This window comes from Polycyclovorans algicola TG408 (assembly GCF_000711245.1).
GTDB classification, from domain to species: domain Bacteria; phylum Pseudomonadota; class Gammaproteobacteria; order Nevskiales; family Nevskiaceae; genus Polycyclovorans; species Polycyclovorans algicola.
Window position 1 is genome coordinate 1,289,394 of the sequence record NZ_JOMH01000001.1, and the last position, 26,089, is coordinate 1,315,482.

Annotated in this window: 22 protein-coding genes and 1 pseudogene; 16 read left to right on the plus strand and 7 right to left on the minus strand. The window is 62.8% G+C overall.

Annotated features, from left to right (window positions below):
• Positions 1-38: 38 nt before the first annotated feature.
• From U741_RS0106205 to hslU, 9 genes and pseudogenes are all read left to right on the plus strand, one after another.
• Positions 39-716 carry an HAD family hydrolase gene (locus U741_RS0106205; protein WP_161776146.1) on the plus strand — a complete coding sequence of 226 codons (678 nt, stop codon included), beginning with the start codon at positions 39-41 and terminating at the stop codon, positions 714-716.
• Entirely contained in the window at positions 706-1,764 is a 1,059-nt protein-coding gene (locus U741_RS0106210; protein ID WP_235200101.1) for a phosphate/phosphite/phosphonate ABC transporter substrate-binding protein, read from the plus strand. The genes U741_RS0106205 and U741_RS0106210 overlap by 11 nt, the downstream gene beginning before the upstream one ends.
• Positions 1,761-2,228 (plus strand): annotated as a pseudogene (locus U741_RS20075) (ATP-binding cassette domain-containing protein); the annotation flags it as partial. The gene U741_RS0106210 and the pseudogene U741_RS20075, both read left to right, overlap by 4 nt.
• 293 nt (positions 2,229-2,521) lie before the next feature.
• Positions 2,522-3,529, plus strand: a complete 1,008-nt coding sequence (gene phnE / locus U741_RS0106220; protein ID WP_052378550.1) for a phosphonate ABC transporter, permease protein PhnE — start codon at positions 2,522-2,524, stop codon at positions 3,527-3,529.
• A 48-nt stretch (positions 3,530-3,577) separates the two neighbouring features.
• Complete coding sequence (locus tag U741_RS0106225; RefSeq protein ID WP_029889621.1) at positions 3,578-4,480, plus strand: ABC transporter ATP-binding protein; 903 nt, start codon at positions 3,578-3,580, stop codon at positions 4,478-4,480.
• Entirely contained in the window at positions 4,477-5,250 is a 774-nt protein-coding gene (locus U741_RS0106230) for an ABC transporter permease (protein WP_029889622.1), read from the plus strand. Before U741_RS0106225 ends, U741_RS0106230 begins: the two co-directional genes overlap by 4 nt.
• Positions 5,251-5,255: 5 nt before the next feature.
• The gene (locus U741_RS0106235; protein WP_029889623.1) at positions 5,256-5,489 is read left to right on the plus strand and encodes a BolA family protein; all 234 of its coding nucleotides are present in this window, start codon (positions 5,256-5,258) and stop codon (positions 5,487-5,489) included.
• 131 nt (positions 5,490-5,620) lie between these two features.
• The gene (gene hslV, locus U741_RS0106240; RefSeq protein ID WP_029889624.1) at positions 5,621-6,160 is read left to right on the plus strand and encodes an ATP-dependent protease subunit HslV; all 540 of its coding nucleotides are present in this window, start codon (positions 5,621-5,623) and stop codon (positions 6,158-6,160) included.
• Between the two features lie 23 nt (positions 6,161-6,183).
• Positions 6,184-7,509: an ATP-dependent protease ATPase subunit HslU gene (gene hslU, locus U741_RS0106245; RefSeq protein WP_029889625.1), complete on the plus strand. Its 1,326-nt coding sequence runs from the start codon at positions 6,184-6,186 to the stop codon at positions 7,507-7,509.
• A 66-nt stretch (positions 7,510-7,575) separates the two neighbouring features.
• On the opposite strand, the gene cysQ is transcribed toward hslU, so the two are convergent.
• On the minus strand, positions 7,576-8,346 hold the full coding sequence (cysQ, locus tag U741_RS0106250) for a 3'(2'),5'-bisphosphate nucleotidase CysQ (protein WP_043110212.1): 771 nt from the start codon (positions 8,344-8,346) through the stop codon (positions 7,576-7,578).
• Here cysQ and yrfG point away from each other — a divergent pair.
• Entirely contained in the window at positions 8,340-9,056 is a 717-nt protein-coding gene (gene yrfG, locus U741_RS0106255) for a GMP/IMP nucleotidase (RefSeq protein WP_052378551.1), read from the plus strand. The genes cysQ and yrfG overlap by 7 nt on opposite strands.
• A gap of 6 nt (positions 9,057-9,062) precedes the next feature.
• On the opposite strand, the gene U741_RS0106260 is transcribed toward yrfG, so the two are convergent.
• From U741_RS0106260 to plsB, 4 genes are all read right to left on the minus strand, one after another.
• Positions 9,063-10,154, minus strand: coding sequence for an IS630 family transposase (locus U741_RS0106260; RefSeq protein ID WP_029889557.1), 1,092 nt, complete (start codon positions 10,152-10,154; stop codon positions 9,063-9,065).
• A 77-nt stretch (positions 10,155-10,231) separates the two neighbouring features.
• Positions 10,232-11,353 (minus strand): DUF3080 family protein, encoded by a 1,122-nt coding sequence (locus U741_RS0106265; protein ID WP_161776148.1) that lies wholly within the window; start codon positions 11,351-11,353, stop codon positions 10,232-10,234.
• The gene (locus U741_RS0106270; RefSeq protein WP_029889629.1) at positions 11,319-12,062 is read right to left on the minus strand and encodes an FKBP-type peptidyl-prolyl cis-trans isomerase; all 744 of its coding nucleotides are present in this window, start codon (positions 12,060-12,062) and stop codon (positions 11,319-11,321) included. Before U741_RS0106270 ends, U741_RS0106265 begins: the two co-directional genes overlap by 35 nt.
• A gap of 75 nt (positions 12,063-12,137) precedes the next feature.
• Entirely contained in the window at positions 12,138-14,654 is a 2,517-nt protein-coding gene (gene plsB, locus U741_RS0106275) for a glycerol-3-phosphate 1-O-acyltransferase PlsB (protein ID WP_235200110.1), read from the minus strand.
• 132 nt (positions 14,655-14,786) lie between these two features.
• On the opposite strand from plsB, the gene U741_RS0106280 reads away from it, so the two are divergent.
• Together U741_RS0106280 and U741_RS0106285 are read left to right on the plus strand one after the other, a co-directional pair.
• Positions 14,787-15,293, plus strand: coding sequence for a DUF4112 domain-containing protein (locus U741_RS0106280; protein ID WP_084154698.1), 507 nt, complete (start codon positions 14,787-14,789; stop codon positions 15,291-15,293).
• The gene (locus U741_RS0106285) at positions 15,290-17,074 is read left to right on the plus strand and encodes a patatin-like phospholipase family protein (protein WP_052378553.1); all 1,785 of its coding nucleotides are present in this window, start codon (positions 15,290-15,292) and stop codon (positions 17,072-17,074) included. Before U741_RS0106280 ends, U741_RS0106285 begins: the two co-directional genes overlap by 4 nt.
• Positions 17,075-17,192: 118 nt before the next feature.
• Here the strand turns inward: U741_RS0106285 and U741_RS0106290 are convergent, their stop codons facing one another.
• Together U741_RS0106290 and metK are read right to left on the minus strand one after the other, a co-directional pair.
• Complete coding sequence (locus U741_RS0106290; protein WP_029889633.1) at positions 17,193-18,035, minus strand: AAA family ATPase; 843 nt, start codon at positions 18,033-18,035, stop codon at positions 17,193-17,195.
• Between the two features lie 163 nt (positions 18,036-18,198).
• On the minus strand, positions 18,199-19,398 hold the full coding sequence (gene metK / locus U741_RS0106295; protein WP_029889634.1) for a methionine adenosyltransferase: 1,200 nt from the start codon (positions 19,396-19,398) through the stop codon (positions 18,199-18,201).
• Positions 19,399-19,660: 262 nt separating this feature from the next.
• Here metK and U741_RS18290 point away from each other — a divergent pair, with 262 nt between their 5' ends.
• The 4 genes from U741_RS18290 to U741_RS0106315 all read left to right on the plus strand — a co-directional run bounded on the left by U741_RS18290 (position 19,661) and on the right by U741_RS0106315 (position 25,999).
• Positions 19,661-20,806 carry an OmpA family protein gene (locus tag U741_RS18290; protein ID WP_052378554.1) on the plus strand — a complete coding sequence of 382 codons (1,146 nt, stop codon included), beginning with the start codon at positions 19,661-19,663 and terminating at the stop codon, positions 20,804-20,806.
• A gap of 266 nt (positions 20,807-21,072) precedes the next feature.
• On the plus strand, positions 21,073-22,527 hold the full coding sequence (locus tag U741_RS0106305) for a TolC family protein (RefSeq protein ID WP_029889636.1): 1,455 nt from the start codon (positions 21,073-21,075) through the stop codon (positions 22,525-22,527).
• Positions 22,524-24,716 carry an ATP-binding cassette domain-containing protein gene (locus U741_RS0106310; protein ID WP_152551511.1) on the plus strand — a complete coding sequence of 731 codons (2,193 nt, stop codon included), beginning with the start codon at positions 22,524-22,526 and terminating at the stop codon, positions 24,714-24,716. Before U741_RS0106305 ends, U741_RS0106310 begins: the two co-directional genes overlap by 4 nt.
• Positions 24,717-24,790: 74 nt before the next feature.
• Positions 24,791-25,999 carry a beta-barrel domain-containing protein gene (locus U741_RS0106315; protein WP_052378556.1) on the plus strand — a complete coding sequence of 403 codons (1,209 nt, stop codon included), beginning with the start codon at positions 24,791-24,793 and terminating at the stop codon, positions 25,997-25,999.
• The last annotated feature ends 90 nt before the right edge of the window (positions 26,000-26,089 follow it).

The window sequence follows — 26,089 nt, forward strand, 5'->3', positions numbered from 1 at the left end:
CGGCCCCGTTCCCGAAAACACCGACAACAGGAATGCTCGTGACCCCTGCGCCCCATTTGCGCCACCGCTGCGTGGTGTTTGACCTCGACGGCACGCTGCTCGACACGCGCCCAGCGCTGATCGAAGTCCTCAACCTGCAGTTGCAAGAAATGGGACGCGCGCGGGTCGATGCAAGTCGTTTGCAGCACGCCATGCATCTGGGTCTGGGCGCGATGCTGCACGACGCGCTGGATGACACCGGCCCGCTGCCACCCGCCGAGCAACTTCACGACATGACCGACGCTCTGCGCCATCGTTATTGGCGCGCCGCGCCGCGCCGGGTGCGGCCTTTCCCGGGGACGGTCGCACTGCTGGACGCTCTGCAGGCCGCAGGATTGTGGCTCGCGGTGTGCAGTAATCAGGACGAAGCCAGTGTGCGCGTCCTGCTCGACATGTTTGGACTGCGGCGCTACTTCCGCGAGGTGTTGGGCGGTGACAGCTTCGTCGCCCGCAAGCCCGATCCGATGCCACTGCGCTGGCTGATGACCTGCGCCCACTGCTCGCCCGAGGCCACGGTGATGGTCGGTGACAGCGCGCTGGACGCCGAATGCGCGCAACGTGCCGGCGCCGCTGCCGTGCTCATGGCCCACGGCTACGGCGGTGACGGCATTCGTGTGCCGCACACCCGGCTCGACGACTTCACCGCCCTGCGCGCTTGGTTGCTCGATGCGTCGTGACAAGCAACACATCGAGAAAATCTATGGGTTGCTGCCCACTGGCGCGTTTTCCTTCACCAGCCTGTCACGGCGGCGCCCTAGGCTGGCCGCTCGCTTGTTCAAGGATGCCTCGATGCGCCGCTTCTACACCGACCTGTGCAGTGTGCTGGCTGTGCTGTTGACGCTTGCGCTGACCCCGGCACCCGCCCAATCACGCGGCGCTGAAGATGACCCGCTACGGGTGATGCTGATCCCGGCAGACGGCGGCACCGCCAGCGGCACGCTCGCCGACTTTCGCCCGCTGTTCACCGCCGTGTCGCGCGACACCGGCCTGTACTTTGATCTGCGCGTGGGGCAGAGCTATGCCGCGGTCATTGAGGCAATGAAGGGGGGGCAGATCGACCTCGCTTGGTTTGGCCCGGTGGCTTACGTGCAGGCCCGCGAAGCCGGCGCCGCCGAACTGCTGGCGGTGTCGGTGCTCGACGGCGAGTCGGTTTACTACGCCGGCATTTTCGTCGCCCGCGACAGTCCGCTGACCTCGATTGAGGATCTGCGCGGCAAGGCCGTGTCCTTTGGCGACATCAACTCCGGGTCCAGCTTCACCTATCAGGTGGCGATGATGCTCGACGCCGGCCTCGACCCGGCACGAGACCTGGGCGCGATCCGCCTCACCGGCAGCCACGCCGCCAGCCTGTCCGCGCTGGCCGAAGGGCTGGTGGATGCGGCCTGCCTGAGCTTTGAGTCCTACGTGCGCGCGGTGAACAACGGCGTCATCGCCCCCGATGCGTTTCGTGTGCTGGCGCGCAGCGATGCCATTCCCAACCCGCCGCTGGCGCTGCACACCGGCCTGCCTGACGCGCTCAAATCGCGACTGCGCGATGCCTTCGGTCGGGTGCATGAAGCGACCGGCATCACACCGCAAATGGTGCGTGGCTACGGTGGCAAGCGCGTCGACCGCTACGACGCGCAATTTCCCGAGTCGGCCTTCGACCGCCCGGCGCGCACCCTGGGCGGCATCAGCGACGACGTGCGTACCGCGCTGCTGCGCAAGGCCGGTCGCGCGCCATGAGTGAGCCCCTGCTGCGCATCGAAGGGCTGGGTCTGCGCCATCCTGACGGCACGCAAGCCCTGGACGCGCTGAACCTGACCGTGCCGCGCGGCCAGTTCTGCGTGGTGCTGGGACCGTCTGGCAGCGGCAAGTCGTCGCTGCTGCGGCTGATCAACGGGTTGGCAAGGCCCTCGGCGGGCGCCATCTGGCTGGACGGCACGCGGCTGCGGCCCGGTGACTTGCGCACGCGCGGCCGGTCCATCGCAACCATTCACCAAAGCGTTGACTTGGTGCCGCGCCTGAGCGTGCTCGGCAACGTCCTGGCGGGGTCGCTGGCGACGATGCCGCTTTGGCGTGCGCTGCCGGGGTATTTCGGGCTTGTCCAGCAGCGCCGGGCCTGCGCACTGCTCGCCGAAGTGGGACTGGACGAGCGCCAGCTGTATCGCCGCGCCGCCGAGCTGTCGGGCGGCCAGCAGCAACGGGTTGGCATTGCCCGTGCGTTCATGGCTGCACCGCAGTTGGTGCTCGCCGACGAGCCGGTGGCGAGTCTTGATCCCCGCATCAGCGACGACATTCTCGCCTTGCTGCGCGACGCCGCACATCGTCATGGCGCCAGCGTGCTGTGCAGCCTGCATCAGGTGGAACTCGCGCAGCGCTTCGCCGACCGGATCATCGGCCTGCGTGACGGTCGCTTATTGTGGGACCGCAAGCCCGATGCTTTGGGCGCTGACACCTTGGCGGCGCTCTACGCCGGCATCGCGCCCGCCGAGTTGGCGGCATGAACCCCCATACGAAGCCGGTGACCGATTGGGCCCTGCGGCCGTGGCTGCGCCCCTCCACCGTGGTGCTGCTGTTCGTTGCGCTGCTGATCGCCGGGTGGTCGGCGCAGCGCACCGAGATGGACCACATGTTGGTCATGAGCGCCCAAGCCATCGCCGCCGGGTTGGGGTCGGGTGAGCCCTCGCAGGTGGCCGACGGCTTCGCCCGTATCGGCGGCAATCTGCTGCCGCTGCAAGTCTCGGAAACCACTGAGCTCTCACGGCTGCAGGATTTTGACCGTGAGGACTTGCCATGGGGCGCGCGTCTCGAAACGCGCAGCGTCATCGAGCGGAGGCTCGACCCACAGACCTTGGCGATGACCGAGGTCACGCGCGAGACCGAAGTGCTGGTGCAGCCCTTGGGGTACCTGTGGCACGTGCTCGCGCTGATGGTCGAAACCTTGGAGATCGCAGCATGGGGCACCGTTTTGGCGGTGTTGCTGGGGTTGCCTTTGGCGGTGATCGGCGCAAGCGGCTACAGCCCGCACCCGCTGGTGTACGGATTGGCGCGCGGGGTGGCGAGTTTTCTGCGTTCGATTCCGGATCTGATCAGCGCGCTATTCCTGGTGTTGGCCTTCGGCTTCGGACCCATTGCCGGCGTGCTGGCCTTGGGGCTGCACACCGCAGGGTTCCTCGGCAAGTTTTTCGCCGAAGACATCGAGAACGCCCCGCGCGGGCCGCAGGACGCACTACGCGCCACCGGGGCCGGACGGCTCAAGGTGTTGCGATTTGCGGTCCTGCCGCAGGTGTTGCCCTCGTATCTGGGCTACGGCCAGTACATTCTGGAGCGCAACATCCGTACCGCCACAGTGATTGGCATCGTCGGCGCCGGCGGCATCGGACAGGAGCTGAAGGGGCGTTTCGAGATGTTCGACTTCCCGCACGTCGGCACCATGCTGCTGGTGATTTTTCTCACCGTGGTGGCGCTTGAAATCATCACGGGTCGCCTGCGTGCCAGGGTGTTGTGAGCCGGGGGGGGGCGGGTGCAGGACGTCGCAGCGTTATAATTCGGGGTTATGCAGCCTGCCATCCGTATCGCCGATGTCCGTAAATCCTTCGGCAGCCTGCCTGCGCTCAAGGGCGTGTCCTTCGACATCGAGCAGGGCGAGTTTTTTGGCCTGCTCGGGCCCAACGGCGCCGGCAAGTCAACGCTGATCAGCATCATCGCCGGGCTGATCCAGCCCAGCAGTGGCCACATCAGCGTCATGGGGCACGACGTGGTCAGCGACTGGCGCCCGGCCCGCAGCGCGCTGGGCGTGGTGCCACAGGAACTGGTGTTTGACCCGTTCTTCAACGTCGTCGACATGCTGCGCTTGCAGGCCGGCTATTTCGGCTGCGGTAAAGAAAGTTGGCCGTGGATCGACGAAATGCTGGACGAACTGGACCTGTCGTCCAAGCGCAACACGTCGATGCGCGCACTGTCCGGCGGCATGAAGCGCCGCGTGCTGATTGCCCAGGCGCTGGTCCACAAACCCAAGGTGGTGATCCTCGATGAGCCCACCGCCGGGGTCGACGTGGAGCTGCGTCGCACCCTCTGGGGCTTCATGCGCAAACTGCACGCGCAGGGCACGACGGTGGTGCTGACCACGCATTACCTCGAGGAAGCGCAGGAAATGTGCAGCCGCATCGCGATTCTTGACCAGGGCGAGGTCAGGGCCCTGGAGACCACGCGCGATCTGCTCAAGCGGCACCCGTTCCGGTTCTTGACCCTCTCGCTTAGCGGGGCGCCGCTGCCCGACAGCCTGCGCCCGTTCATTCATGCCGAGCCCGATGGCGCCATCGAGTTGAAGCTCGACCGTCGTACCCAACCGGTCACCACCGTGCTGGAGCAGCTGCGCAAGGAAGGCTGCATGGTCGACGACATCCATACCCGCGAGCCCGACCTTGAAGATATTTTTGTGGAGCTGACGAAGAAATGAGCGTCTTCGGCAATCCTTACGGTTTTCGCACCCTGTTCTTCAAGGAGTGCAAGCGCTTCACCGCCGTGTTGGGCCAGACCGTGGGCGCGCCGGTCATCACCGCATTGATGTTTTTGCTGGTATTTGCCCAGGCGATGAGCGGCCGCACGCCGGTGTACGAAGGCGTCAGCTACTCGGCGTTTCTGGTGCCCGGCCTGATCATGATGACGGTGATCCAGAACGCCTTTGCCAACACCAGTTCCAGCCTTATCCAGTCCAAGGTGATGGGCAACCTGGTGTTTGTGCGCTTGGCGCCAATTGGCGCGGTGGAGTGGTTTCTGGCCTACGTCGGCGCGGCGCTGGTGCGCTGCCTGCTGGTGGCAGTGGCGATGCTGGCCGTCACGGCGCCGTTTGTGGATTTGCCGTTTGCCCGACCGCTGGCGTTGTTCCTTATCTTCGTGCTCGGGGCCACCGCGCTGGCGGCCGGTGGGGTGATTGTCGGCCTCATCAGCCAAAAATTTGACCACATCGCTGCCTTCACCAATTTCTTCATCACGCCGCTGTCGTTTTTATCGGGTGTGTTTTACTCGGTGAATGCACTGCCCGACGTGTGGAAAACCGTGTCGCACTTCAACCCGTTTTTCTACATGATTGATGGCTTTCGCTACGGCATGTTCGGCCAGGCCGACGCACCAATCTGGATGAGTCTGGCGTCGAGCGGCACTTTCGCCGTGATCATGTCGGCCATTGCACTCAAAATGCTCGCAGACGGCTACAGCCTCAGGAAATGACCATGATGGACCGCAAGCAGATCGAACAACTCATTGAGGCCGGCCTGCCCGGCAGCGTCGCCATGGTCAAGGGCGACGACGGTCAGCACTTTGAAGCCGAGGTGCTGTGCCCCGCCTTTGCCGGCAAAAGCATGGTCGAGCAGCACCGCATGGTGTACGCCACCCTCGGCGAACGCATGGGCAAAGAGATCCACGCGCTGGCGTTGCGCACGCGCGCGCCCAAGGCGCCCTGCGCCTAGCTCACCGCTCGGCCCGCCGCAGGGCCTGCCCCGAGAAACCGTGGCGCCTTGCGAAGCGGGGCCTGTCGTCTGGCTTGAAAGCCACCCGACCCGTCCCAACCGTTGGTCGATCACCCCGAGCAAGGCATGCAATGGAACAGTTTGACGGCACCACCATCCTCAGCGTCCGCAAGGATGGCCGTGTCACGATCGGCGGCGACGGTCAGGTCTCGATGGGCAACACCTGCGTCAAAGGCAATGCGCGTAAGGTGCGGCGCCTTTACAAGGATCAGGTGATCGCCGGATTTGCCGGCGGCACCGCCGACGCCTTCACCCTGTTCGAGCGCTTCGAAGGCAAGCTGGAAAAGCACGGTGGCCAACTGGTGCGCGCGGCGGTCGAACTCGCCAAGGACTGGCGCACCGACCGCGCCTTGCGGCGGCTTGAGGCCCTGCTGCTGGTCGCCGACCGCGACGTGAGCCTGATGATCACCGGTAATGGCGACGTGATTGAGCCCGAGCCACACGGCGTCATGGCCATCGGCTCCGGCGGTTCCTATGCCATGGCGGCGGCGCGGGCGTTGGTTGACCTGCCCGACATGGACTCGCGGCAGATCGTCGAAAAGGCGATGCACATAGCCGCCGACATCTGCATTTACACCAATCACAACCTCACTCTCGAGACCTTCGAATGACCGCTGCTACGGACTCTGCCGTGATGACGCCGCGTGAAATCGTTGCCGAACTCGACCGCCACATCATCGGCCAGGCCGCCGCCAAGCGTGCGGTGGCCGTGGCGCTGCGCAACCGTTGGCGGCGCATGCAGGTTGACGACCCGATGCGCTCCGAGATTCAGCCCAAGAACATCCTGATGATCGGCCCCACCGGCGTCGGCAAGACCGAGATCGCGCGGCGCCTCGCCAAGCTCGCCAATGCACCGTTTATCAAGGTCGAGGCCACCAAGTTCACCGAGGTGGGTTACGTCGGCAAAGACGTCGATGCCATCATTCGCGACCTGGTGGATATTGCGTTGAAGGAGACCCGCGACCAGGCCGCGCGCCGCGTCCGGGACCGCGCCGAAGTGGCCGCTGAAGAACGCGTGCTCGACGTGTTGCTGCCGCCACCGCAGGATTTTGGCGAAGCTTCCAGCACCCGTCAGTCCGAGAGCGGCGCCGCCCGACAGGTGTTCCGCAAGCAGTTGCGTGAGGGCAAGCTCGATGACAAGGAGATCGAGATCAAGCTGTCGGCGATGCCGGGCAACGTGCAGTTGATGGGCCCACCGGGTATGGAAGAGATGACCCAGCAGTTGCAACAGATGTTCGCCCAGGCTGGCGGCGGCAAGTCGAAGACCAAAAAGATGAAAGTGCGCGAAGCCTACCGTCAGCTGGTCGACGAAGAAGCACTGAAAATGGTCGACGAGGAGGCGATCAAGACCGAAGCCCTGCACCGCGTCGAGCAGCACGGCATCGTGTTTCTCGATGAGCTGGACAAGGTTTGCAAGCGGGGAGAGATGACCGGCGCCGACGTCTCACGCGAAGGTGTTCAGCGTGACCTGCTGCCGCTGATTGAAGGCAGCACCGTCAACACCAAACACGGGCCGGTCAAAACCGACCACATTCTGTTCATCGCCAGCGGGGCATTTCATCTCGCCAAGCCGTCCGATCTGATTCCGGAGTTGCAGGGTCGTCTGCCCATCCGTGTCGAGCTTGAAGCGCTGAAAACCGGCGACTTCGTACGCATTCTCACCGAGCCCAACTACGCGCTCACCGAGCAGTACAAGGCGCTCATGGCCACCGAGGGCGTCGCCGTGACGTTCACCTCCGAGGGCGTGCAGCGTCTCGCCGAGATTGCCTTTCAGGTCAATGAAGGCACCGAGAACATTGGCGCACGTCGCCTGCACACGGTGATGGAACGTCTGATGGAGGAGGTCGCCTTCGGTGCGCCCGACCACAGCGATGCCGAGCTGGTGGTTGACCGCGCCTTCGTCGACTCGCGGCTGGGTGCGCTGGCCGACAACGAAGACCTGTCGCGCTTCATCCTTTAGCACCGCCTGCGTGCTGGTCGCCGAGATCGATGCGTCTTCAAGGCCCAAGCTGCGCCGGGGCACTCGTCACGGGCGCCCGGTCACCAACAGGTCCGGGTTGATCAACGAGTCTTTCTGGTTGTAACGCAAGGGAGTGCGCTCGGGCAGCGCCAAGACGGCGCCGCCGGCCGCCTCGACCACGCATTGCGCGGCGGCGGTGTCCCACTCTGAGGTGGGTCCCAGGCGTGGATACAGGTCGGCTTCACCGGCCGCGATCAGGCAGAACTTCAGTGAGCTGCCGCGCGACAGCGTGTCGTGCGGAGGTAGCGCGGCCAGCCACGCCCGGGTGCGCGCATCGCGGTGCGAGCGACTGGCGAGCACCGTGGGGCGCGGCGGCGGACTGCGGGCCTGAATCGGTTGGCTGATGCCTTCGCGTACGCGGGTGGCACCGGCGCCGCGCGCGGCGGCATAGGTGTCACCCAGCACCGGCGCATGCACCACGCCCAGCACCGGGGCGCCTTCGACAATCAGGGCGATGTTGACGGTGAACTCGCCATTTCGCTTGACGAACTCGCGGGTGCCGTCCAGCGGGTCGACCAGCCAGTAGCGCGACCACTGGCGGCGGGTTGCGTAAGGCAGCGCAGCGCCTTCTTCCGAGAGCAGCGGAATCTCGGGCCAGCGCGCGGCAAGGGCTTCGGCAATGTGATGGTGGGCGCGCAGGTCGGCCTGGGTCAGTGGTGAGTCGTCAGCCTTGTGCTCGACGCTGAAATCCTGTCGGTAGACGTCCAGAATATGCCGGCCTGCCCCCTCACTGATGCCGATCACCTCTGGCAACCAACGAGCCCATTCAGATGACACAGCCCTCTCCTTCGCTCGAACGTGAACCCGATGCCAGTGTAGGGGACGCCCGCGTCGACGGGTCGCGTGTCGACCTGGTCATGCTCGATATGGACGGCACCATCCTGGACCTGGCGTACGACAATTATTTTTGGCGAACGGTGGTGTTTGATCGCTACGCCGCGCTGCACGGCCTGACCCGCGAGCAGGCCGATGCTCGGCTACTGCCGGTGTTTGTCGCCACACAACACACCCTGCCGTGGTACTGCACCGATCACTGGAGCCGGGTGACCGGGCTCGACCTGGTGGCGATCAAGACCGAGTTGCGCGAGCGTATCCGCCCCTTGCCGGGCGCCGTCGATTTTCTCGATGTCGTGCGCGCCAGCGGCCGTGGTCTTTGGTTGGTGACCAACGCCCATCCCGACGCGTGGCGGTTGAAGCTGGCGCAGACCGGATTGCAATCGCGCTTCGACCGCATCGTGTCGTCGCATGATTTGGGCGCGCCGAAAGAGCATCCGAGCTTCTGGCGCGGTCTGCGCGACGCGCATGCGTTCGATCCGGCGCGCACGCTGTTCGTTGATGACTCAAAGGCGGTACTCGATGCCGCTCGCGCCTACGGCATCGGTCAGGTCGTCGGCATTCGCCACCCCGATCACAGCGCGCCACCCCGGCCGATTGACGGCCACGCGACCGTCAACGCGCTGGCCGATATCGCGTTGGACAGGCCCTAGTGTCCTTTAACAAAAGTTCACTTTATTATTGATTCGATCAGAGAGGCGGGCGATAGCCGAGATGATTTCATCGGCGGATTTGCGCCATACGAAGGGTTTGGGGTCCTGGTTGTAGGTTTTGAGGTAGTGGCGGATGGATCGCTCAAGGTCGTTGGTACTGGTGTGGGCGTTACGTTTGATCCACCGCTGTGACAACAGCGAGAAAAAGCGTTCTACCAGATTGAGCCAGGAAGCTGAGGTCGGGGTGAAGTGCAGGTGATAGCGCGGTCTGGCGGCAAACCAAGCGCGGACCGCTTCGGTTTTGTGCGTGCCGTAATTGTCGAGAATGAGATGAATATCGAGGTGCTTGGGCACCTCACGATCCAGTGCGCGCAGGAACGCCAGGAACTCCGCACTGCGATGCCGCCGGTGCAAGCGACCAATGACTTCGCCGGTGGCGATATCCAGCGCTGCGAACAAGGTCGTCGTGCCGTGTCGCACATAGTCGTGGGTCGTGGTTTCGGCAGACCCGAAACGCAACGGCAAGCCAGGTTGGGTACGGTTCAGGGCTTGAATCTGGCTTTTTTCATCAACGCACAACACCAAGGCACGATCTGGCGGATTCAGATACAGACCGACGATGTCGTGCACTTTGTCAACAAAGTGCGGATCGGTCGACAACTTGAAGGTTTCCAGCCGGTGCGGCTTGAGCCCAAAGGCGCGCCAGATGCGGCTGACTGCCATGGCATTGAGGGCAGTCTCTTCGGCCATCAAAGTCGTCGACCAGTGCGTCGCCTTGGCTGGACGGCTATGCAAAGTCTTCTCAATGACTTCCGACACTTTGTCGTCGTTAATCGTGCGCGGTCGACCCGTGCGCGGCGCATCGCTCAATCCCGCGATCCGGTACTGCTCAAAACGCCGCCGCCACTTCGACACGGTTTGCGTCGTCACCCCGCAGCGCTGTCCCACTTCGCGGCCCGACAATCCAAGGCTGCACCCCAGAATGATCTGCGCACGCTGCTTGTCCGCCGACGGCGTCTTGCGACGACGAGCCCACTGCTCCAACTCCGATTGCTCGGTGGGTGTCAGCTCCAGCCCAATGGGTTTGCGTCCCGTCATCTCCGCATCCTCCCTCAAGTCAGGGAAGATGGACAACGGTCACTCATAATCGTTCTATGAACTTTTGTTAAAGGACACTAGGACGCTGCTTCTCGGCGCGTGCCGTCCGGCATTGCGCTGCAATCGCCCAGCACCCGTTGCCAGGCGTCGGTGTGGCGTTGGCGCGCGGCGACCATCCCGGCCCACAGACTGTCATCGTCGGTCGACAGGGCACGTTTTGCGTAGGCCTTGATCGCCGCCGGTGCGTCATCGTCGATTTCAGCCAACAAAGGCGCGAGGGCGGCCTGTTGTGCCTCGCCCTGACGGTGCAAGGCTGACAGGTAGGGTTGCAGGCGCAGCGCGTAATGCTGGTGGAACACGGTCTCGAAGATGCGCGCCTTGGGCGTGACCTTGGCCTGCGGGCAAAGGCGCGAGGTGTCGACGCTGTTCAGCGCTGCCGCTGCGGCATCGAGTGTCTGCGTCATTTGGGTCACCGCGCGCACCCAGCCACCCCCATAGGGTGTGCTGCGCAGGGTCTGCAGCGCGGCTTCGACATCGGCCAGGGCAATGCCATCCGGCGGATCGTCTAAGGCTGCAGCAATGCCTGCCAGTGGCATGAATGCGTTCACTGGCGCGCGCGCGTCGAGAGCAGGCAGCGGCGCCGAGGCCGAAAAGTACCGGGCAAACTCGTCGCTGGCCCAGGTCACCGCCCACCACGCCAGTGGGCGTGTCTCGGCCTTGACCGCGCGCAGCGACGTGAGTAGTGCGAGCAACGCCTCATCGTCGTTGTTCAGCGTGTCCTGCTGCGTCAACCAGTCGTGGCAATCGGCGACGCGATGGCTGAAGCGAAACTCGTAGTCGAGCCGCCGTGTCGCCGCCCAGTAGCGGCCCATGATGCTGTTGCGCTCGGCAATGAGTTGGGTGAGGTTGCAGCGGTCAAAGTCGGTGAGGTCCATCAGCCGTGCCCGAACGTCGGGCAGTGCCCGCTTGCGGTCGCGCCCGCGTGGGTAGGGCAGCGGCTCGGCGTCTTGGCGAGCGATGGGTGCGTCAGTGATACGGCCGATGCGCGCCGTGTAGTCGGCCATCATGGCCTCGGGGCCACGGCTGCAGGCGCCGAGCAGCAGCCCGACCACCATCATAAAAAAGGCCGACGTGAAGTCGGCCTTGCTGCGATCTGCCCCCTGATCAGCCTTCGCTGTCGTCGGCTTCTTCGTCTTCAATGCTGATCAGCTCGACTTCGAACACCAGGGTTTCGTTGGGGCCGATGCGGTTGCCCGCGCCACGCTCACCGTAGCCCAGCGATGCGGGAATGACGAACTTGTATTTCGCCCCGGGGCTCATCAGCTGCACGCCTTCTGTCCAGCCGGCGATGACGTTGCCCAGCGGAAAGGTGACCGGCTCCTCGCGCGCGTAAGAGCTGTCGAACTCGGTGCCGTCGATCAGCGTGCCGCGATAGTGAACGGTGACGCGGTCCTCGGCGCTGGGCTTGTCGCCCTCGGCGTCGGTCAGCACTTCGTATTGCAGTCCGGAGTCGGTGACGGTCACGCCGTCGCGTTCAGCATTCTCAGCCATGAATTTTTCGCCGGCCGCCTTGGCCGCCTCGGCGCGTTCGCCCATGGCTTTGGCCTGCGAGGCCTGGATGCGCTCGGCGGCGGCATTCTTGATTTCTTCGCGGGCGACATCGTCCAGCTTCAGGTCGCGACCCTCATAGGCGTCATCCAGGCCGGCCTTGAGGGCGTTGATGTCGATTTCGTCACGCACGGGTGCCAGCGACTCGCCAAGGTCAACGCCGATGGCGTAGCCGAAGCGTGATGATTCGTTTTCGAGGTCAACTGACTTTGTCGCAGACTCTCCCTGATCGCATGCGGCGAGCCCGAACGTCAGTAGTGCGATCGCGGGGATGGAAAGGTGACGGGCAGTGAAGTGCATGTAACGTCCTCATTTGGGAGTGATGCCGGGTGGGCGCCTCGGCGGCGCATCGCCCGGTGGCGGCAATGCGCGAGTCTAAACAGTCTCAACCGTTGATGCCGGCTGACCGGTCTCCGGGCTTCGGCGGGACAGCAGTTGGGCGAGGGTTTGGCGCGCATCGTCGGATAAGAATTCCAGGGCGCGCTCGGCTGTACGATGAATTTCGGGCGAAATCCGCAGCCCTTCGTTGCCTTCGGCGCTGAGAAGACCGACCGCGATTAGGGTGGTGAGGTAGCCGCGAAACAGGGTCGAGTCGAAGAATTCGGGCGCATCGCGCCCGGTCAGCAGCGCCATGCGTTCGGCCAGCAAGCGACAGTGCTCTTCGATGGCGCCGCGAGACACCGGTAACCCGCGCTTGGCTTCATCGGCCAGCAGCAGGGTTGTGATGCAGTAGCGCTCAAGGGTTTCGCCCATGACCCGGCCCAACATCGACAGGGTCGAGAATGCAGGTTGGGCCACCGACGGCCGCATCAGCCATTGCGCATCCTCCGGGTCGCGAGACAGCAGGCCAAGCTGCAGCATCAGGGCCACTGCCTGGCGGGTGATTTCGTCGATGCCCGCCACCGGCCAGGGCAGAAAGAACTCATTGCGCAGGAACGGATAAAGCGCGCGCACGCTGCTCAACACCGACTCTTCGGGCATGGCGCCTCGGGTGCGGAACAGGTTTGCGATCAGCCCCGGCATTGCCAGCAAGTGCTGAATATTGTTGCGGTTGTACGTCATCGCAACGGCCGCTTTACCGGTCACCCCATAGATGTCGCCCCAGCGATGTTTGACCTGGGCGATGCCGGCAATCGGCGCGGCCCAGTCGAGCACCGCAGCGGGCGAGGTTTCGGGGACCATCTGGTCCGGCCCGGCCGGCAGTCCCTTGATCAACCAGATGAGATGCCCGATCTGCTCGATGAACTCGTCGCGTGACACCGCGCGCTGCGGCGCCGCCAGTAGCGCCACCGCCGCTAATCCGTTGGCATTGGCCACTGCCGCGGCGTTGATGCGCCGTGCATTCTCCAGGCCCAGCTGCTGCACGAACTTGTTGAAGCCGGGCGGCTTGTCCTGACCGTCGGGTGTCAGCACCTCACGCCAGCCGGGCAGGGCGGCATCGGCGGCATCCTGCAGGCGAATCGGTTCGCCGAAGTTGATGTAGGCCTTGCCGTATTGGCGGGACAGGATGGTGCCGGCCTTGAGCAGGCCCTCGGCCGATTCCTTGCGCTTGCTGGCGCCGCGTAATTCCTTGGCGTAGCTGCCCACCTCCCAGACGCGGTCGTAGCCGATGTAGACGGGCACCAGTGCCACCTTGCGCGCCCGCTGCCGCAGGCTGGCCTCGACCACCATCGACAGCAGCCCGGTCTTCGGCGGCAACAGACGCCCGGTGCGGCTGCGACCCCCTTCGGGAAAGAATTCGATGGGGTAGCCGCGGCGGATCAACGCGTCGACATAAGCGCGAAAAACGCTGCTGTAGATTCGGTCACCCGAGAAGCTGCGGCGCATGTAGAAGGCCCCGGCGCGTCGCAGGACGGCGCCGGCCGGCCAAAAGTTGAGGTTCACCCCGGCGGCAATATGGGGCGGCACCAGCCCGGCGTGATAGAGCGCGTAGCTGACCAGCAGGTAGTCGGCGTGGCTGCGATGGCACGGCATGTAAATGATTTCATGGTCCTGCGCCCAGTCGCGGACGCGGGAAATACCCTGGGTATCAATGGCGCGGAACACGCGTTTGAAGACGATGCCCCCCAGAATTTTGTCGAGAAAGCGCAGGGTGATCGTCGAGTAATCGGCGGCGATTTCGTTGGCATAACGGCGCGCGCGCTTCTGGGCTGCGACGAGGGTCATCTTGCCGTTGCGAGTGGCATCTTCCACCGCGCTGACGACGCCAGGACGTTGCAGCAGGTCGTCAATCACCACGCGCCGCGGCAATTGGGTGGGGCCCAGCGCTGCCGTGCGGGCGCGCAAGAAGTGAAAGTGCAGTGCGCGGGTCAGTTTGCGTTGCCCAAGCGCCGGGGTGGGCGCGGCATCAAAGTATTCCCGGAAGGCGATGGGGCGGCCAAAATTGGCCAGCACGTTGCGGCCGTTGGCAAACAGGATCAGCAGTTTGCGCAGTCGCCCGGCCTGCACACTGTCCGAAAACAGCAGCCTGAACAGGCTGGTCTCGGAGCCCGGGTCGCGCCCCCAGAAAATCGATACCGGCACGATCTGCGCGTCAAAGTCGGGCAGCGCGGCGGCGGTCTCGATTAGCGCCGACAAACTCGAAGCCTTGCGTCGCTCTTCGAGCAGCACGGGCATGTAAACGACGCCGGTGCGGTCGACATCGGGCACGTGGCGGCCGGTTCGGCTCGGACTGGGCAGCCCAACGTCGCGACAGATACGTTCAAGCACGAACAGGTCGGTCCAGTCGCGCGTGGCGAGCACGTAAACCACCGGCCGCGCCGGATCCAGCGCCATTTCGGCCAGCAGCGGCTCAGGGGCAGCGCGATAGCGGATAAACCCGTTGACCGGCCGGAACGACAGCCACGCCATGCTGTAGAGCAGACGCAATAGCCACTGACCGATTCGTCTCAACGGACCCCCTGACTGAACATCGACTGTGCGCCTTGGGCGCATCCTTTCCGGCGGCGACTCTGCAACACTTTGGCCTTTGAGGCCGGGCGCCTTCTGCCCGTGCGACCGTGAAGCAGGTAACGTGCCCGATCCATGAAAAGTGTAAACGAAGGGACCCCGCCACCTGGGGATAGGGAGCGCCAGCAACTGCTGGTGGCGTCGGCGCGGCTGCAGCGCGCGCGAGGCTTTGCGCATTGGCTGGACAACGCGATCCGCATTCCCGGCACCAATCTGCGCTTTGGCCTGCAACCGATCATTGGGCTGGTCCCGGTGCTGGGCGACCTCATCGGCCTGCTGATGACCGGCTTCGTGATTGTCCAGGCATGGCTGATTGGCGCGCCCCGGCCGCTGATCGGTCGTATGGTGAGCATTGCCATCGTCGACTTCTTCATCGGCCTGATTCCGGTGGTGGGCGACGTTGGCGACGCCGTGTTCAAGGCCAATGCGCGCAACCTGAAGTTACTGGAGACCCACCTTGAAGCGCGCCTGACGCCGCCCGTGCCGCCGCAGAACCGTTGGCGCGGCGTGCTGCTGGTGCTGCTGGCAGTTGTTGGCGTCTGGGCGTTGGTTTCTTTGCTGGCGTGGTGGTCGCAGCGATGAATCTCGCCGACAGCTTGCGCACGAGCGCCTTGTTCGAGTCGGTTTCCGACTCTGTTTTTGAGGCGTTGGTCGCGCGCGGCACCTGGGTCGTCGTCCGCGGCGGGGATCGTTTTCTGTCAGCGGGCGACCCTTCGGACCGCATGTACATTCTTGCGACCGGTCGTCTTGCGGCGACCAGCAAGGAGGGCGAGATGCTCGGCGAGATTGCGCCAGGCGAGCCCATCGGTGAGATCGGCCTGTTGGCCGATGAGCTGCGGCTGTCCAACGTGACGGCACTCAGAGACTCCATCCTGATTTGTTTTGATCGCGACGCCATGTTGGAGGTGCTGCGCGCCGAGCCGGACGCGTTGCTGGTGCTCACCCGCACCATCATTCGCCGGCTGCGCCGAACTCAGAAGGAAAAGCGTCGCGCGCGCGCACTGGGGCGTCGTGCCGTTGCCTTGATACCGCTGGTGCCCGGGCTTGATCTGCGCGCCATTGCGCACCGGTTGGTCGAGGCGCTGTCACGACATGGCAGTGTGCTTCTGATCGACCCAGAGACGGTCGATCGCGCCTTGGGGCCGGGCGCCCACGAGCGGGTTTTCGAGCACTCTGAAGAGCACCAGCGCATCGTGACCTGGCTGGCCGAACAGGAGCAGGCGCACCGCTATCTGGTTTACCTGTGCCCACCACGCACCGGTGCTTGGGCGCGGCGCTGCATGCGCCAGGCTGACCGTCTGTTGCTCGGGGTCGATGCCGGAGAAAAGGCCTCGGTGACGCCGATGTTGACCGAGCTGCTGGGTGCCGGCGTTCAGGCGCCGCGCGACATTTTGATGCTCGCGGATGCCCCGGGCGGCAATGCTGACGTCATGGGGTGGCGCGAGCAGGCGCGCGCAGACGGGCATGTTTATGCCGCGCCCGATGGTCGGGTGCCCGACGCACAGCGCATCGCCAGGTTGTTGACCCGCCGCAGCATCGGTCTGGTGCTGGGCGGCGGCGGCGCGCGCGGCTTTGCGCACATTGGATTGTTCCGTGCGCTTGAAGAACTCGAGATTCCGATCGATGTGGTCGGCGGCAGCAGCATGGGCGCCTATTTCGCCGGACTCAAGGCCATGGGGCATGACACCCAGACCATGCGGCAGATTGCGCGCGAGATGTTTGTCGAGCACAACTTCCTCAACGATTACATCTTCCCCAGCGTCGCCTTCATTCGCGGTCGAAAGTTCTTCAATGAGCTGCACCGGTGTTTTGGCGACGTGCAGATCGAACACCTGCCCACCCGCTATTTCTGCGTCTCCAGCAACCTGTCACGTGGGCGCCTGGAAGTGCATGACCGGGGCCCGCTTTACCTGTGGACGGCCACCAGCATGGCCGTGCCCGGTGTCGCCCCGCCGGTGGTCTGGAACGAAGACCTGCTGGTCGACGGCGCGCTGCTCAACAGCCTGCCGACCGACGTGATGGAGGCACTGGATCTGGGTCCGATCATCGCGTCAGATGTGTCCACCGGCGGCGAACTGACCGCCCCCGGCATCGTGGGCCCTGACCCGGAAGGCCTCTTCAACTGGCGCGGTGACGCCAAGCGGCCCTCGCTGCTCAACATCATGTTCCGCACCGCCACCGTGGGCGGTCAGCGCGGTGCCCGCGAGCGCGCCGGTCGAGCGGACGTGTACCTGCGTATGCCGGTGAGTAGCGTCGGGATGTTCGACTGGAAGCAGTTCGACGAGGTCAACCAGCGTGGCTACGAATATGCGCTGGAGCAGCTGACCCCGGTGCGGGATCAACTGGTTGACGGGATGATTTAGCGTCGCAGGCCGTCGCCGAGGCGGTCGACCCGTAGAGGGTGCCGCAGGTGGGGCTTCAGCTCGACAGCCGAGCGCAGATCCCGGTCCCCGCGCCGACCCTCAAGCCAGCGTGCTTCGCCTAGTTCGAGCGTCTCGCCATGAAGGCAATACGTTCAAACAGATGCACATCCTGTTCGTTCTTCAGCAGCGCGCCGTAGAGCGGCGGCAAGGACTTCTTGGTGCTGGCGTCGCGCAGCACGGTGGGGTCGATGTCCTCGGCCAGCAGCAGCTTCAACCAGTCGAGCAATTCCGATGTGCTGGGCTTTTTCTTCAGACCCGGAAGCTCGCGGAGCCCAAAGAACACTTCCATCGCTTCCTTGAGAAGGTTCTTTTTGAGATCAGGGAAGTGGACATCGACGATCTGCTGCATCGTTTCCTTGTCCGGGAAGCGGATGTAGTGGAAGAAGCAGCGGCGCAGAAAGGCATCCGGTAGCTCCTTCTCGTTGTTGGAGGTGATGAGAATGATCGGCCGAATCTGGGCGCGCACCGTCCGCCGCAGTTCGTGCACGTAGAACTCCATCTGGTCGAGTTCACGCAGCAGATCGTTGGGAAATTCGATGTCGGCTTTGTCGATTTCGTCAATCAACAGCACCGGGCGCTTGTCGGACTCGAACGCCTCCCAAAGCTTGCCCTTGATGATGTAGTTGCCAATGTCCTTGACCCGCTCGTCACCGAGTTGCGAGTCGCGCAGGCGCGACACCGCGTCGTATTCGTAAAGCCCGTGCTGGGCTTTTGTGGTCGATTTGATGGCCCAATCGATGAAGGGCGCATCCATCGCTTGCGCGATCTCACGGGCCAACTGCGTTTTGCCGGTGCCGGGTTCGCCCTTGACCAGCAGCGGGCGTTCCAGCGTCACGGCGGCGTTCACCGCCATCATCAGGTCATCGGTTGCAACGTAGGCATCGGTGCCGGTGAAACGCATGCGGAAACTCCGGGGATTCAAGGTGCGCAAGTTTACCGGCGGGCGTCGGTCGACGTGCGTCGGCCGGCAGACCTGCAACAGCACTCAAGTTCGCGAGGCAGGTTGAAATGCGACCCACAGGCAACCTGCCCATGGGTCGGCATTTAGATCAACCCAACGACCCTTAGGCGTCAGCCGCGAGCGCCGCCGCCTTGTCGGTCTTCTCCCACGAGAACGTGGTAAATGTTTTGCCGTTCAAGGTTTTCTCGACCGGCTTGCGGCCGAAGTGACCATAAGCTGCGGTGGCCTGGTACATCGGGTGCAGCAGATCGAGCATTTTGATGATGCCGCCCGGACGTAGATCGAAGTGCGCGCGCACCAGCTGCTCCAGACGTTCGTCGCTGACCTTGCCGGTGCCGAAGGTGGTGACCATGACCGAGGTCGGTTCGGCCACACCGATGGCGTAGGACACCTGGACTTCACAGCGCGATGCGAGCTTGGCCGCCACGATGTTCTTGGCCACGTAACGCGCAGCGTATGCCGCACTACGATCGACCTTGGACGGATCCTTGCCCGAAAACGCACCACCGCCGTGACGTGCCCAGCCGCCGTAGGTGTCGACGATGATTTTGCGGCCGGTCAATCCACAGTCGCCCACTGGGCCGCCGATGACGAAATTGCCGGTGGGGTTGATGTGAAACTTGGTGTTCTTGGTGATCCATTTTTCAGGAATCACCGGCTTGATGATCGATTCCATCACCGCTTCACGCAGTGCCTTGAGCTTGATGTCCGGGTCGTGTTGGGTTGACAGCACCACCGCGTCGACGCCAACGGCAACGTCGTTTTCGTAGCGCAGGGTGACCTGGCTTTTTGCGTCCGGACGCAGCCACGGCAAGCCGCCTTTGGCGCGGCGTACCTTGGCCTGTTGCTCAACGAGGCGATGGCTGTAGAAAATCGGCGCCGGCATCAATTCTTTGGTTTCGTTGCAGGCGTAGCCAAACATCAGGCCCTGGTCACCGGCGCCGATTTCGTCGTCGCTCTTCTGTGATTTGGCGGTGCCGTCAACGCCCATGGCGATGTCGGGGCTCTGCTTGCCCAGTAGGTTGAGGACACCACAGGTGTCGCCGTCAAAGCCAATGGCAGACGAGGTGTAGCCCACATCCGAAATCACTTTGCGCACCAGCGCTTCGAAATCGACGTTGGCCTTGGTGGTGATTTCCCCGGCGAGGATGGCAACGCCGGTCTTCACCATGGTTTCGCTGGCGATACGGGCGCGCACGTCCTGAGCGAGAAGCGCGTCGACAATGGCGTCGGAGATCTGGTCGGCAAGCTTGTCGGGGTGGCCTTCGGAGACTGATTCGGAGGTAAACAAGTAACTGGACATTAAGCGGGTCCTGTCGTGTGTGAGTGAACGTGGGCCGCGCCAGCATGGCGCGACTGCATCAGTTTAACGTCGACGTATGGCGAGCCGCTGATCCGTGTGGTATTTTTTCAGCGTCTGGCCGTAGTTAGGGGCTACTCACGCGTCGTTCAGCGACCTGAGTTGAGACTTCCTCGACCAAATTTCAGGGGGTAGAGCATCCCGCACAGCGTGACTGAAGGGTTTGTTCTCGTTTAATAATCACCAAGTCGGAGATTCAGAAATCATGTTTGAGGCCACCAAGTTAGTCGCAGCCTCCGCGCTGGCTGTATTTACGTTGTCTGCGGCCGCACAGGCGGATACGCGACCCTACATTTCCCTCGGTGGCAACATCATCGCCGAAGATTCTGATCGGCAGTCCGACATGGGTTACGGAGGCAAGATCGCTTTCGGCAAGCGGATGAACAGCGTCCTTGGTTTTGAACTTCAAGGTTTTTATAACGAGTTCGGCGGCAGCAGTGATCCTGCCGAATGGGAAGAATATGGGGTTGGCGCAGACCTGAACGTGTTCATGGGTGGTAGCGAGCGATTTGCCCCTTATTTGCTCGTCGGCGCCGGCGTCATGCGCTCTGAGGCCACTGCCAACAGCCTGCTTGCACCCGTCCAAAGCTTGGACCAGCGTCGAGCTTTTGCGAATGTCGGCGCCGGGTTCAAAATCTTCCCTGACACGGGGGTCATGGGGTTTACCGCAGACTACCGATTCCGTGCCTTTGACACGAATGTCGCGGGGATTGGTGACATTGGCGATCATATTGTCTCAGTCGGTCTCCTCTTCCCGGTTGGCTCGAAGTCTGCGGGCGCTGCGCCTGAATCAACCACGGTGGTTGACACTGACGGTGATGGTGTGCCGGACGACCGCGATCTTTGCCCTGGCACGCCCGCGGGGGTTGCAGTTGACGCTCGCGGTTGCCCCCGTGATTCAGATGGCGACGGTGTTCCTGACTATCTTGACAAGTGCCCCAACACGGCAGCGGGCGTCACAGTTGATAAGGATGGCTGCCCGGTCGATGCTGCCGGTCCCAATCGCACCTTTGAAAATGTGAATTTCGAGTTTGATCGGTCGGAATTGACTGATTACGCTCGGGGTATTCTTGATGCCGCCTCCACAGTGATCAATCAGCTGTCTGGTGAACATGCCGGTTTGGTCGTTCAGATTGATGGACATACTGACTCCGTAGGCAGCCCCGGCTACAACATGGCCTTGTCTGAGCGTCGTGCAAACTCGGTCAAGCAGTATTTGGTGCGCAAGGGTGTCGACGCCCAGCGGATCGAGACCCAGTCGTATGGTCTGACAAAGCCGATCGCGACCAACGACACCGATGCTGGCCGTGCACTCAACCGCCGTGCGGAAGTGCGTACTCGCGCTGAGTAATCGGAGCGCGGGTCAGGTACTCGGTGATGTCGAGCTGAGCTACTGATCGAGTGACCTGAACCCTCCCGTTGAGCATCGCGGGAGGGTTTTTTGTTTTTCGGACGTGGGCACTGGTCCTCGATGGTATTTCGTAGCTACTTGCAGGACGTGGCCCCCGCTATGTTTCGTGGCCTCTGGTGGCAATTGCACGTTCTTTGTCTGGATTTTTTGTCTGATCAATGCCAACTATTCCAATCCATTCGCGGGCAACTCTGATCAGAGCAGCCATGGCGATAACCATCACTGCTGGTGCACTGTCACCCGCCGATGCAAAGCCGCGCCTCTCGCTCTCGCCGAGTTTGGCGGAGCTCCCCTCTCCCGCGACTCGTGAAATTGCCGGCCAGGTGGCGTCTCCGGCGCAGTCTTTCAATTCGCTGGCCGAGGCGCTAGCACTCGCTTGGGCCGCCGAGCCTCGTATTCTCGAGGCCGAGAACATCGCGATCGCCAGTGGCTATGACGTGCAGGCAGCGCGCACCGGCTACTTCCCATTTGCAAGTGTTTCGTCAAGCCAGGCGGACGATGGCGAAGTGGCGACCTCTCTCAGAATTATCCAGCCTATTTGGAACGGTGGCCTGACCCGAGCTGAGGTTGACGGCGCGCAGTCTGCCAAGAACGCGGCTCTGGCAGAAGTGGAACTGGCGCGTCTGGAGGTGGGTCGTGAAGTGCTCGAAGCTTACTTCCAGTTACTCTCGGCCGAGACGCAGATCGAACAATGGAGCAGTCACGTTGAGACGCTTCAGGGTCTAGTCCGCGTGATCCAACGTCGCGCGGAAGAGGGTGTTGCGCCCGAGGCCGACGTGCAGACTGCCGTCAGTCGGGCTCGTCAAGCTGAGGCGGGTCGAGAGACCAGCCGCGGGCTTGCTGCCGCGCAGAGGGCCGAATTGGTCCGCCTCACGGGGCAGGAGCCGGGCGTTGTGCAGTGGCCTGAGATCGCAAGTCAACTATCGCTCGAAGATCGGAGTCCCGGGCGTGACGCCCAGGTCATTGAGCGACACCCGCAGCAGCAGATCGCCAAGGCGCTCACGGCTCAGCAGGAAGCCGAGCAGCGCCGCCAGAAGGCCGCACTTTGGCCCGAGTTACAACTGCAGTACCGGGTCGACGTTGAGGGTGTGCGCAGCACCCAGCAGGACGGTACGATCCTCGCGCTTCAGTATCAGACAGGTAATGGCTTGCGCGGCTACCGCGCTGCTCAAGCTGAAGCGGAGCGAACTCGTGCTTCCGCGCAGCGCCAACTGCAGGCCCGGCGTGACATCACGTCGCGTCTTCGCGTTGCCCGCGCCGAGCTGGCCGCAGCTTTTGCGTTGCGGCGCTCCCAGGCCGCAGCGGTAGCCGCTACCGACGTGCTGCTCGACAGTTTCCTGAGGCAGTTCGAAGTGGGACGCAAGTCATGGGTTGAAGTACTCAATGCCTCCCGCGAGGCCAACGAAACACGCCAGCAAGCGATACTTGCTGAGGCTGAGTTTTGGCGCGCCAACGGCAGCCTTGCACTCGAGAGCCTGCAGTGGGCGCGATTGGTTGGAGAGACCAACGGCGTCCCTGACAATTATTCGTCGGTCGAGCCTGAAGGCAGCGCCGGCGCCTTAGGTGTCGAGCAGCGAGCCGCTCCAGACACCGTCGCGCCCCATCCAAGTCAGCCGTCCGGCGTCATTGAGGACGCCCCTGCAGTGAGCGATCCATCGTGAATCAGAAGGCCGAACAGACAACACGCTCAGAATTGGTTGCCGAAGCGCTTCGAGATATGGCCGAGCGGCGCGGACTCCACGTGTCTATTCGCGAGGCTGCTGCAGCTTGGGTAGACGTGCCCGCCTCTACGCCATCTGCGCGCCTGGAGGCTGTCTGGGCATTGCTCTTCCCTGGGCATTCTTTGGAGCGCGTACCCGTGGACCGTCTGCACCCCTCACAAATGCCTGCGTGGGTTGTCGATGGTTCGCGGCTGGGCATCCTCAAAAGTCTTGGCGGTATCGATGCCGCCCGGGAGATCGACTGGTACCCAAAAAATCAGCGAGAAGAACACTCACCCGTCGATGCCTGGGTGCCGGTTGTCCCGACAGCTGCGCCGTCCTGCGATATCGAGGTAGGCAAAGACCGGCGTGGCCCTGCCACAAAAGCCATCGTCGCAGCCTTCAGGGCGCACTGGCGCATCCTGCTCAACGTCGCGGTAGTCACGCTCATCATCAATCTCATCGCCATTGCCGCCCCGCTTTTCGCGATGCAGGTTTACGACCGCGTTGTGCCGAACCTGGCTTACGACACACTCTGGGTGCTGGCAGTCGGCGTACTCGTTGCCTATCTTCTTGAGTTGATGCTTAAGGTTTCAAGGCTGCGCGTCCTTGAAAAGACGACACGTCGTATCGACGAAGCGTTGTCGCTACATTTTTTTGGCCAAGTCTTAGGCCTCAAAGTGGATCGTCGGCCGCCACGGGTTGGTTCGCTGGTTGCCCAGGTCAGGGACTACGAGTCGGTCAGAAACGTCTTCACCTCATCGACGCTGTTTGCGCTTGCGGACCTACCGTTCGTCTTATTTTTTATCACCATCGTGTGGATGATTGGTGGTCCAGTCGTCTGGGTCTTGATCGGCTTCTTTGCGGTCTGCCTCCTGATTGGTGTGGCAGCCTACATCCCGGTCCAGAGCGCGCTGCGCCAGCAGAACGACGAAGTCACCCGCCGCCAAGGCTTGCTCTTCGAGGCGGTCGCCGGCACCGAGCGAATCAAATCTTTGGGTGGGGAGTCAACGTTTGATGATCATTGGCACCGCGCCAGCAAGGTCGTTAACGCCCACGGTGAACGTGTCCAGACCCGAATATCCAGCAGCCAGTTTGTGACCCAGTTTTTTCAGCAATCTTCGTTTGTCGCCATCATTATCGTTGGCGTCACGCAGATTGAGATCGGCGAACTCAGCATGGGTGGCCTCATCGCTACCACCATGCTCTCCACGCGGGCTCTCGCGGCCACTGCTGGCATCACGCCACTGCTGCTGAGCTGGGGCAACGCCCGTTACGCGCTGGAAATTCTCAACCAGCTTTTCGCGCGACCCAGCGACCAGAGCGATCAACGCCAGGCGAGTTCCACCATCACCAGTTTGCCGCTGAGCATTACCAACCTCAGCTATTGCTACGAAGGCGACCAAAACCCTTCCCTGCGCGTACAGTCATGTCTTATTGAGCCTGGCGAACGCATCGCCATGCTTGGCGCCAATGGAAGTGGCAAATCCACACTCATGAAGCTGCTCGCCGGCATCGCTACGCCGAGCGAAGGCGAGGTTCGCATCGGCGGACTCGATATGCAGCTGTGCCGTCTAAGTTGGTTGCGTGAGCGCATTGGCTACCTTCCTCAGGAAGTTCAACTATTTTCAGGAACACTTGAGGACAACTTGGTGCTTGGCCTCGCGCGGCCGAGCGAAGAAACCATCCGCCACGCACTTCGTGCAACCGGCCTTTTGGCAGCAGTCGAACGTCATCCATTGGGTTTGGGGCTGCCAATACGCGAGGGCGGTTCAGGGCTCTCAGGCGGGCAGCGGCAGATGGTCGGGCTCACGCGGCTGCTTCTGCAGCAGCCAAGGATCTGGCTGCTTGATGAGCCGTCGGCCAGCCTGGACAGCGAAGCCGAGGAGCGTCTGATCAGCGTGCTGTCAAACCTACCCGAGCGAAATATTGTGGTCTTTACGACGCACCGCCCAGCCTGGCTCAAGATTGCCTCCCGCGTCGTGCTGCTTGAACAGGGGCTCATCAAGCTCGACCAGCCTGCGGACAAGGTCAAGATCGGCACCGCGCGGAATACCACGCCTCACGCCATCAAGGACATAGAGGCCTCAGCAGGCGGGGCACCCACGCCGCAAGCTCCAATCAAAAATGACGGGCGAACCAATGCTTGATCGGTTTGACGATGCAGATTGCCCGCGCGACGAGCATCAGCTCTTCGTGAAAAGACCAAAAGGCTAGTCCCCCGATGTCTACGCGAACTCCTCAATTGCGAGACCGGCTATTCGCCCGTATCGAGCCAATCAAGCTCGGTCCTGAAGGGCGCGCCGGGTTCTGGGTGCTCTTGCTGTTCATTGTCGGCGGGGCTTGGGCCAGTTGGGCCGAGATTGACGAGCGCATTCGCACGCCAGCGAAGGTTATCGTGTCGTCGCGATCACAAATTGTGCAATCGGTCGACGGCGGGGTGCTTACGGACCTAAACGTCAGAGAGGGTGACATTGTCAAGGGCGGGGAGCTCCTTGCCGTACTTGATCCAACGCGCACCCGCGCAAGTGCCGACGAAATCGTTGCCAAGACCCTCAGCCTCAAGGCGGTCATGCAGCGACTTGAAGCCGAAATTAGCGACCAGCCCCTGAAGTTCGACGCCGAGCTCAGGCGCCACCCTCTCATCACGCGCAGCGAGGCCCGACTTTACGAGCGTCGACGCCAAGCTTTAGATCAGGAGCTATCTGCCATCGAGGAGACGCTTGAGCTTGCGACCCAAGAGCTTGAAGCCTTGAAGCGACTTGCTGCTACCGGCGACGCCTCGTCGACCGAGGTGTTGCGCTCCCAAAGACAAGTCACCGAGATGCAGGCGGCCATGACCAATCGCCGCAACACCTACTACCAGGAGGCCCAGGCTGAGCTTTCGCGCGCGCGCGGCGAGTTGCAGCAATCTTTGCAGGTCCTGGCCCAGCGCCAGGAAGCGCTGGAGGCGACCAAGCTCTACGCACCAATGAGCGGCGTTGTCAATAACGTGCGTTTCACCACCATTGGCGCGGTTCTACGCCCTGGCGAAGAGTTGTTGCAAATCGTGCCAAGTGATGAACCACTTGTCGTCGAGGCGCGCGTACCGCCGCGAGACGTCGCGTTTGTGCGACGGGGTCTCAAGGCCAACGTCAAACTTGATGCCTACGACTACGCGATTTACGGCGGTTTCAAGGGCGAAGTTGTCTATATAAGCCCAGACACGCTCGAAGATCAGGAGTCGGGTGGGCAGCAAGAAGATCCCGCATATCGCGTGCATGTGCAGATTGAACCGGATGCGCAAACCAATCGGCCTCAATCCGGGGAAAAAATCGAGATCATTCCTGGCATGACAGCCACCGTCGAGATCATCACGGGCCGGCGAACTGTGGCACAGTACTTGCTTAAACCAATCAGGCGTGTGAGAGACAACGCATTAACCGAGCGATGACAGCAGCTTGCACCCAAAAACGTCATGTATTACGTTAAGGTTGTGTGGCAAGTTAAGGGCTCGATTGAGCCAGATCGTGGTTGGGTGAGG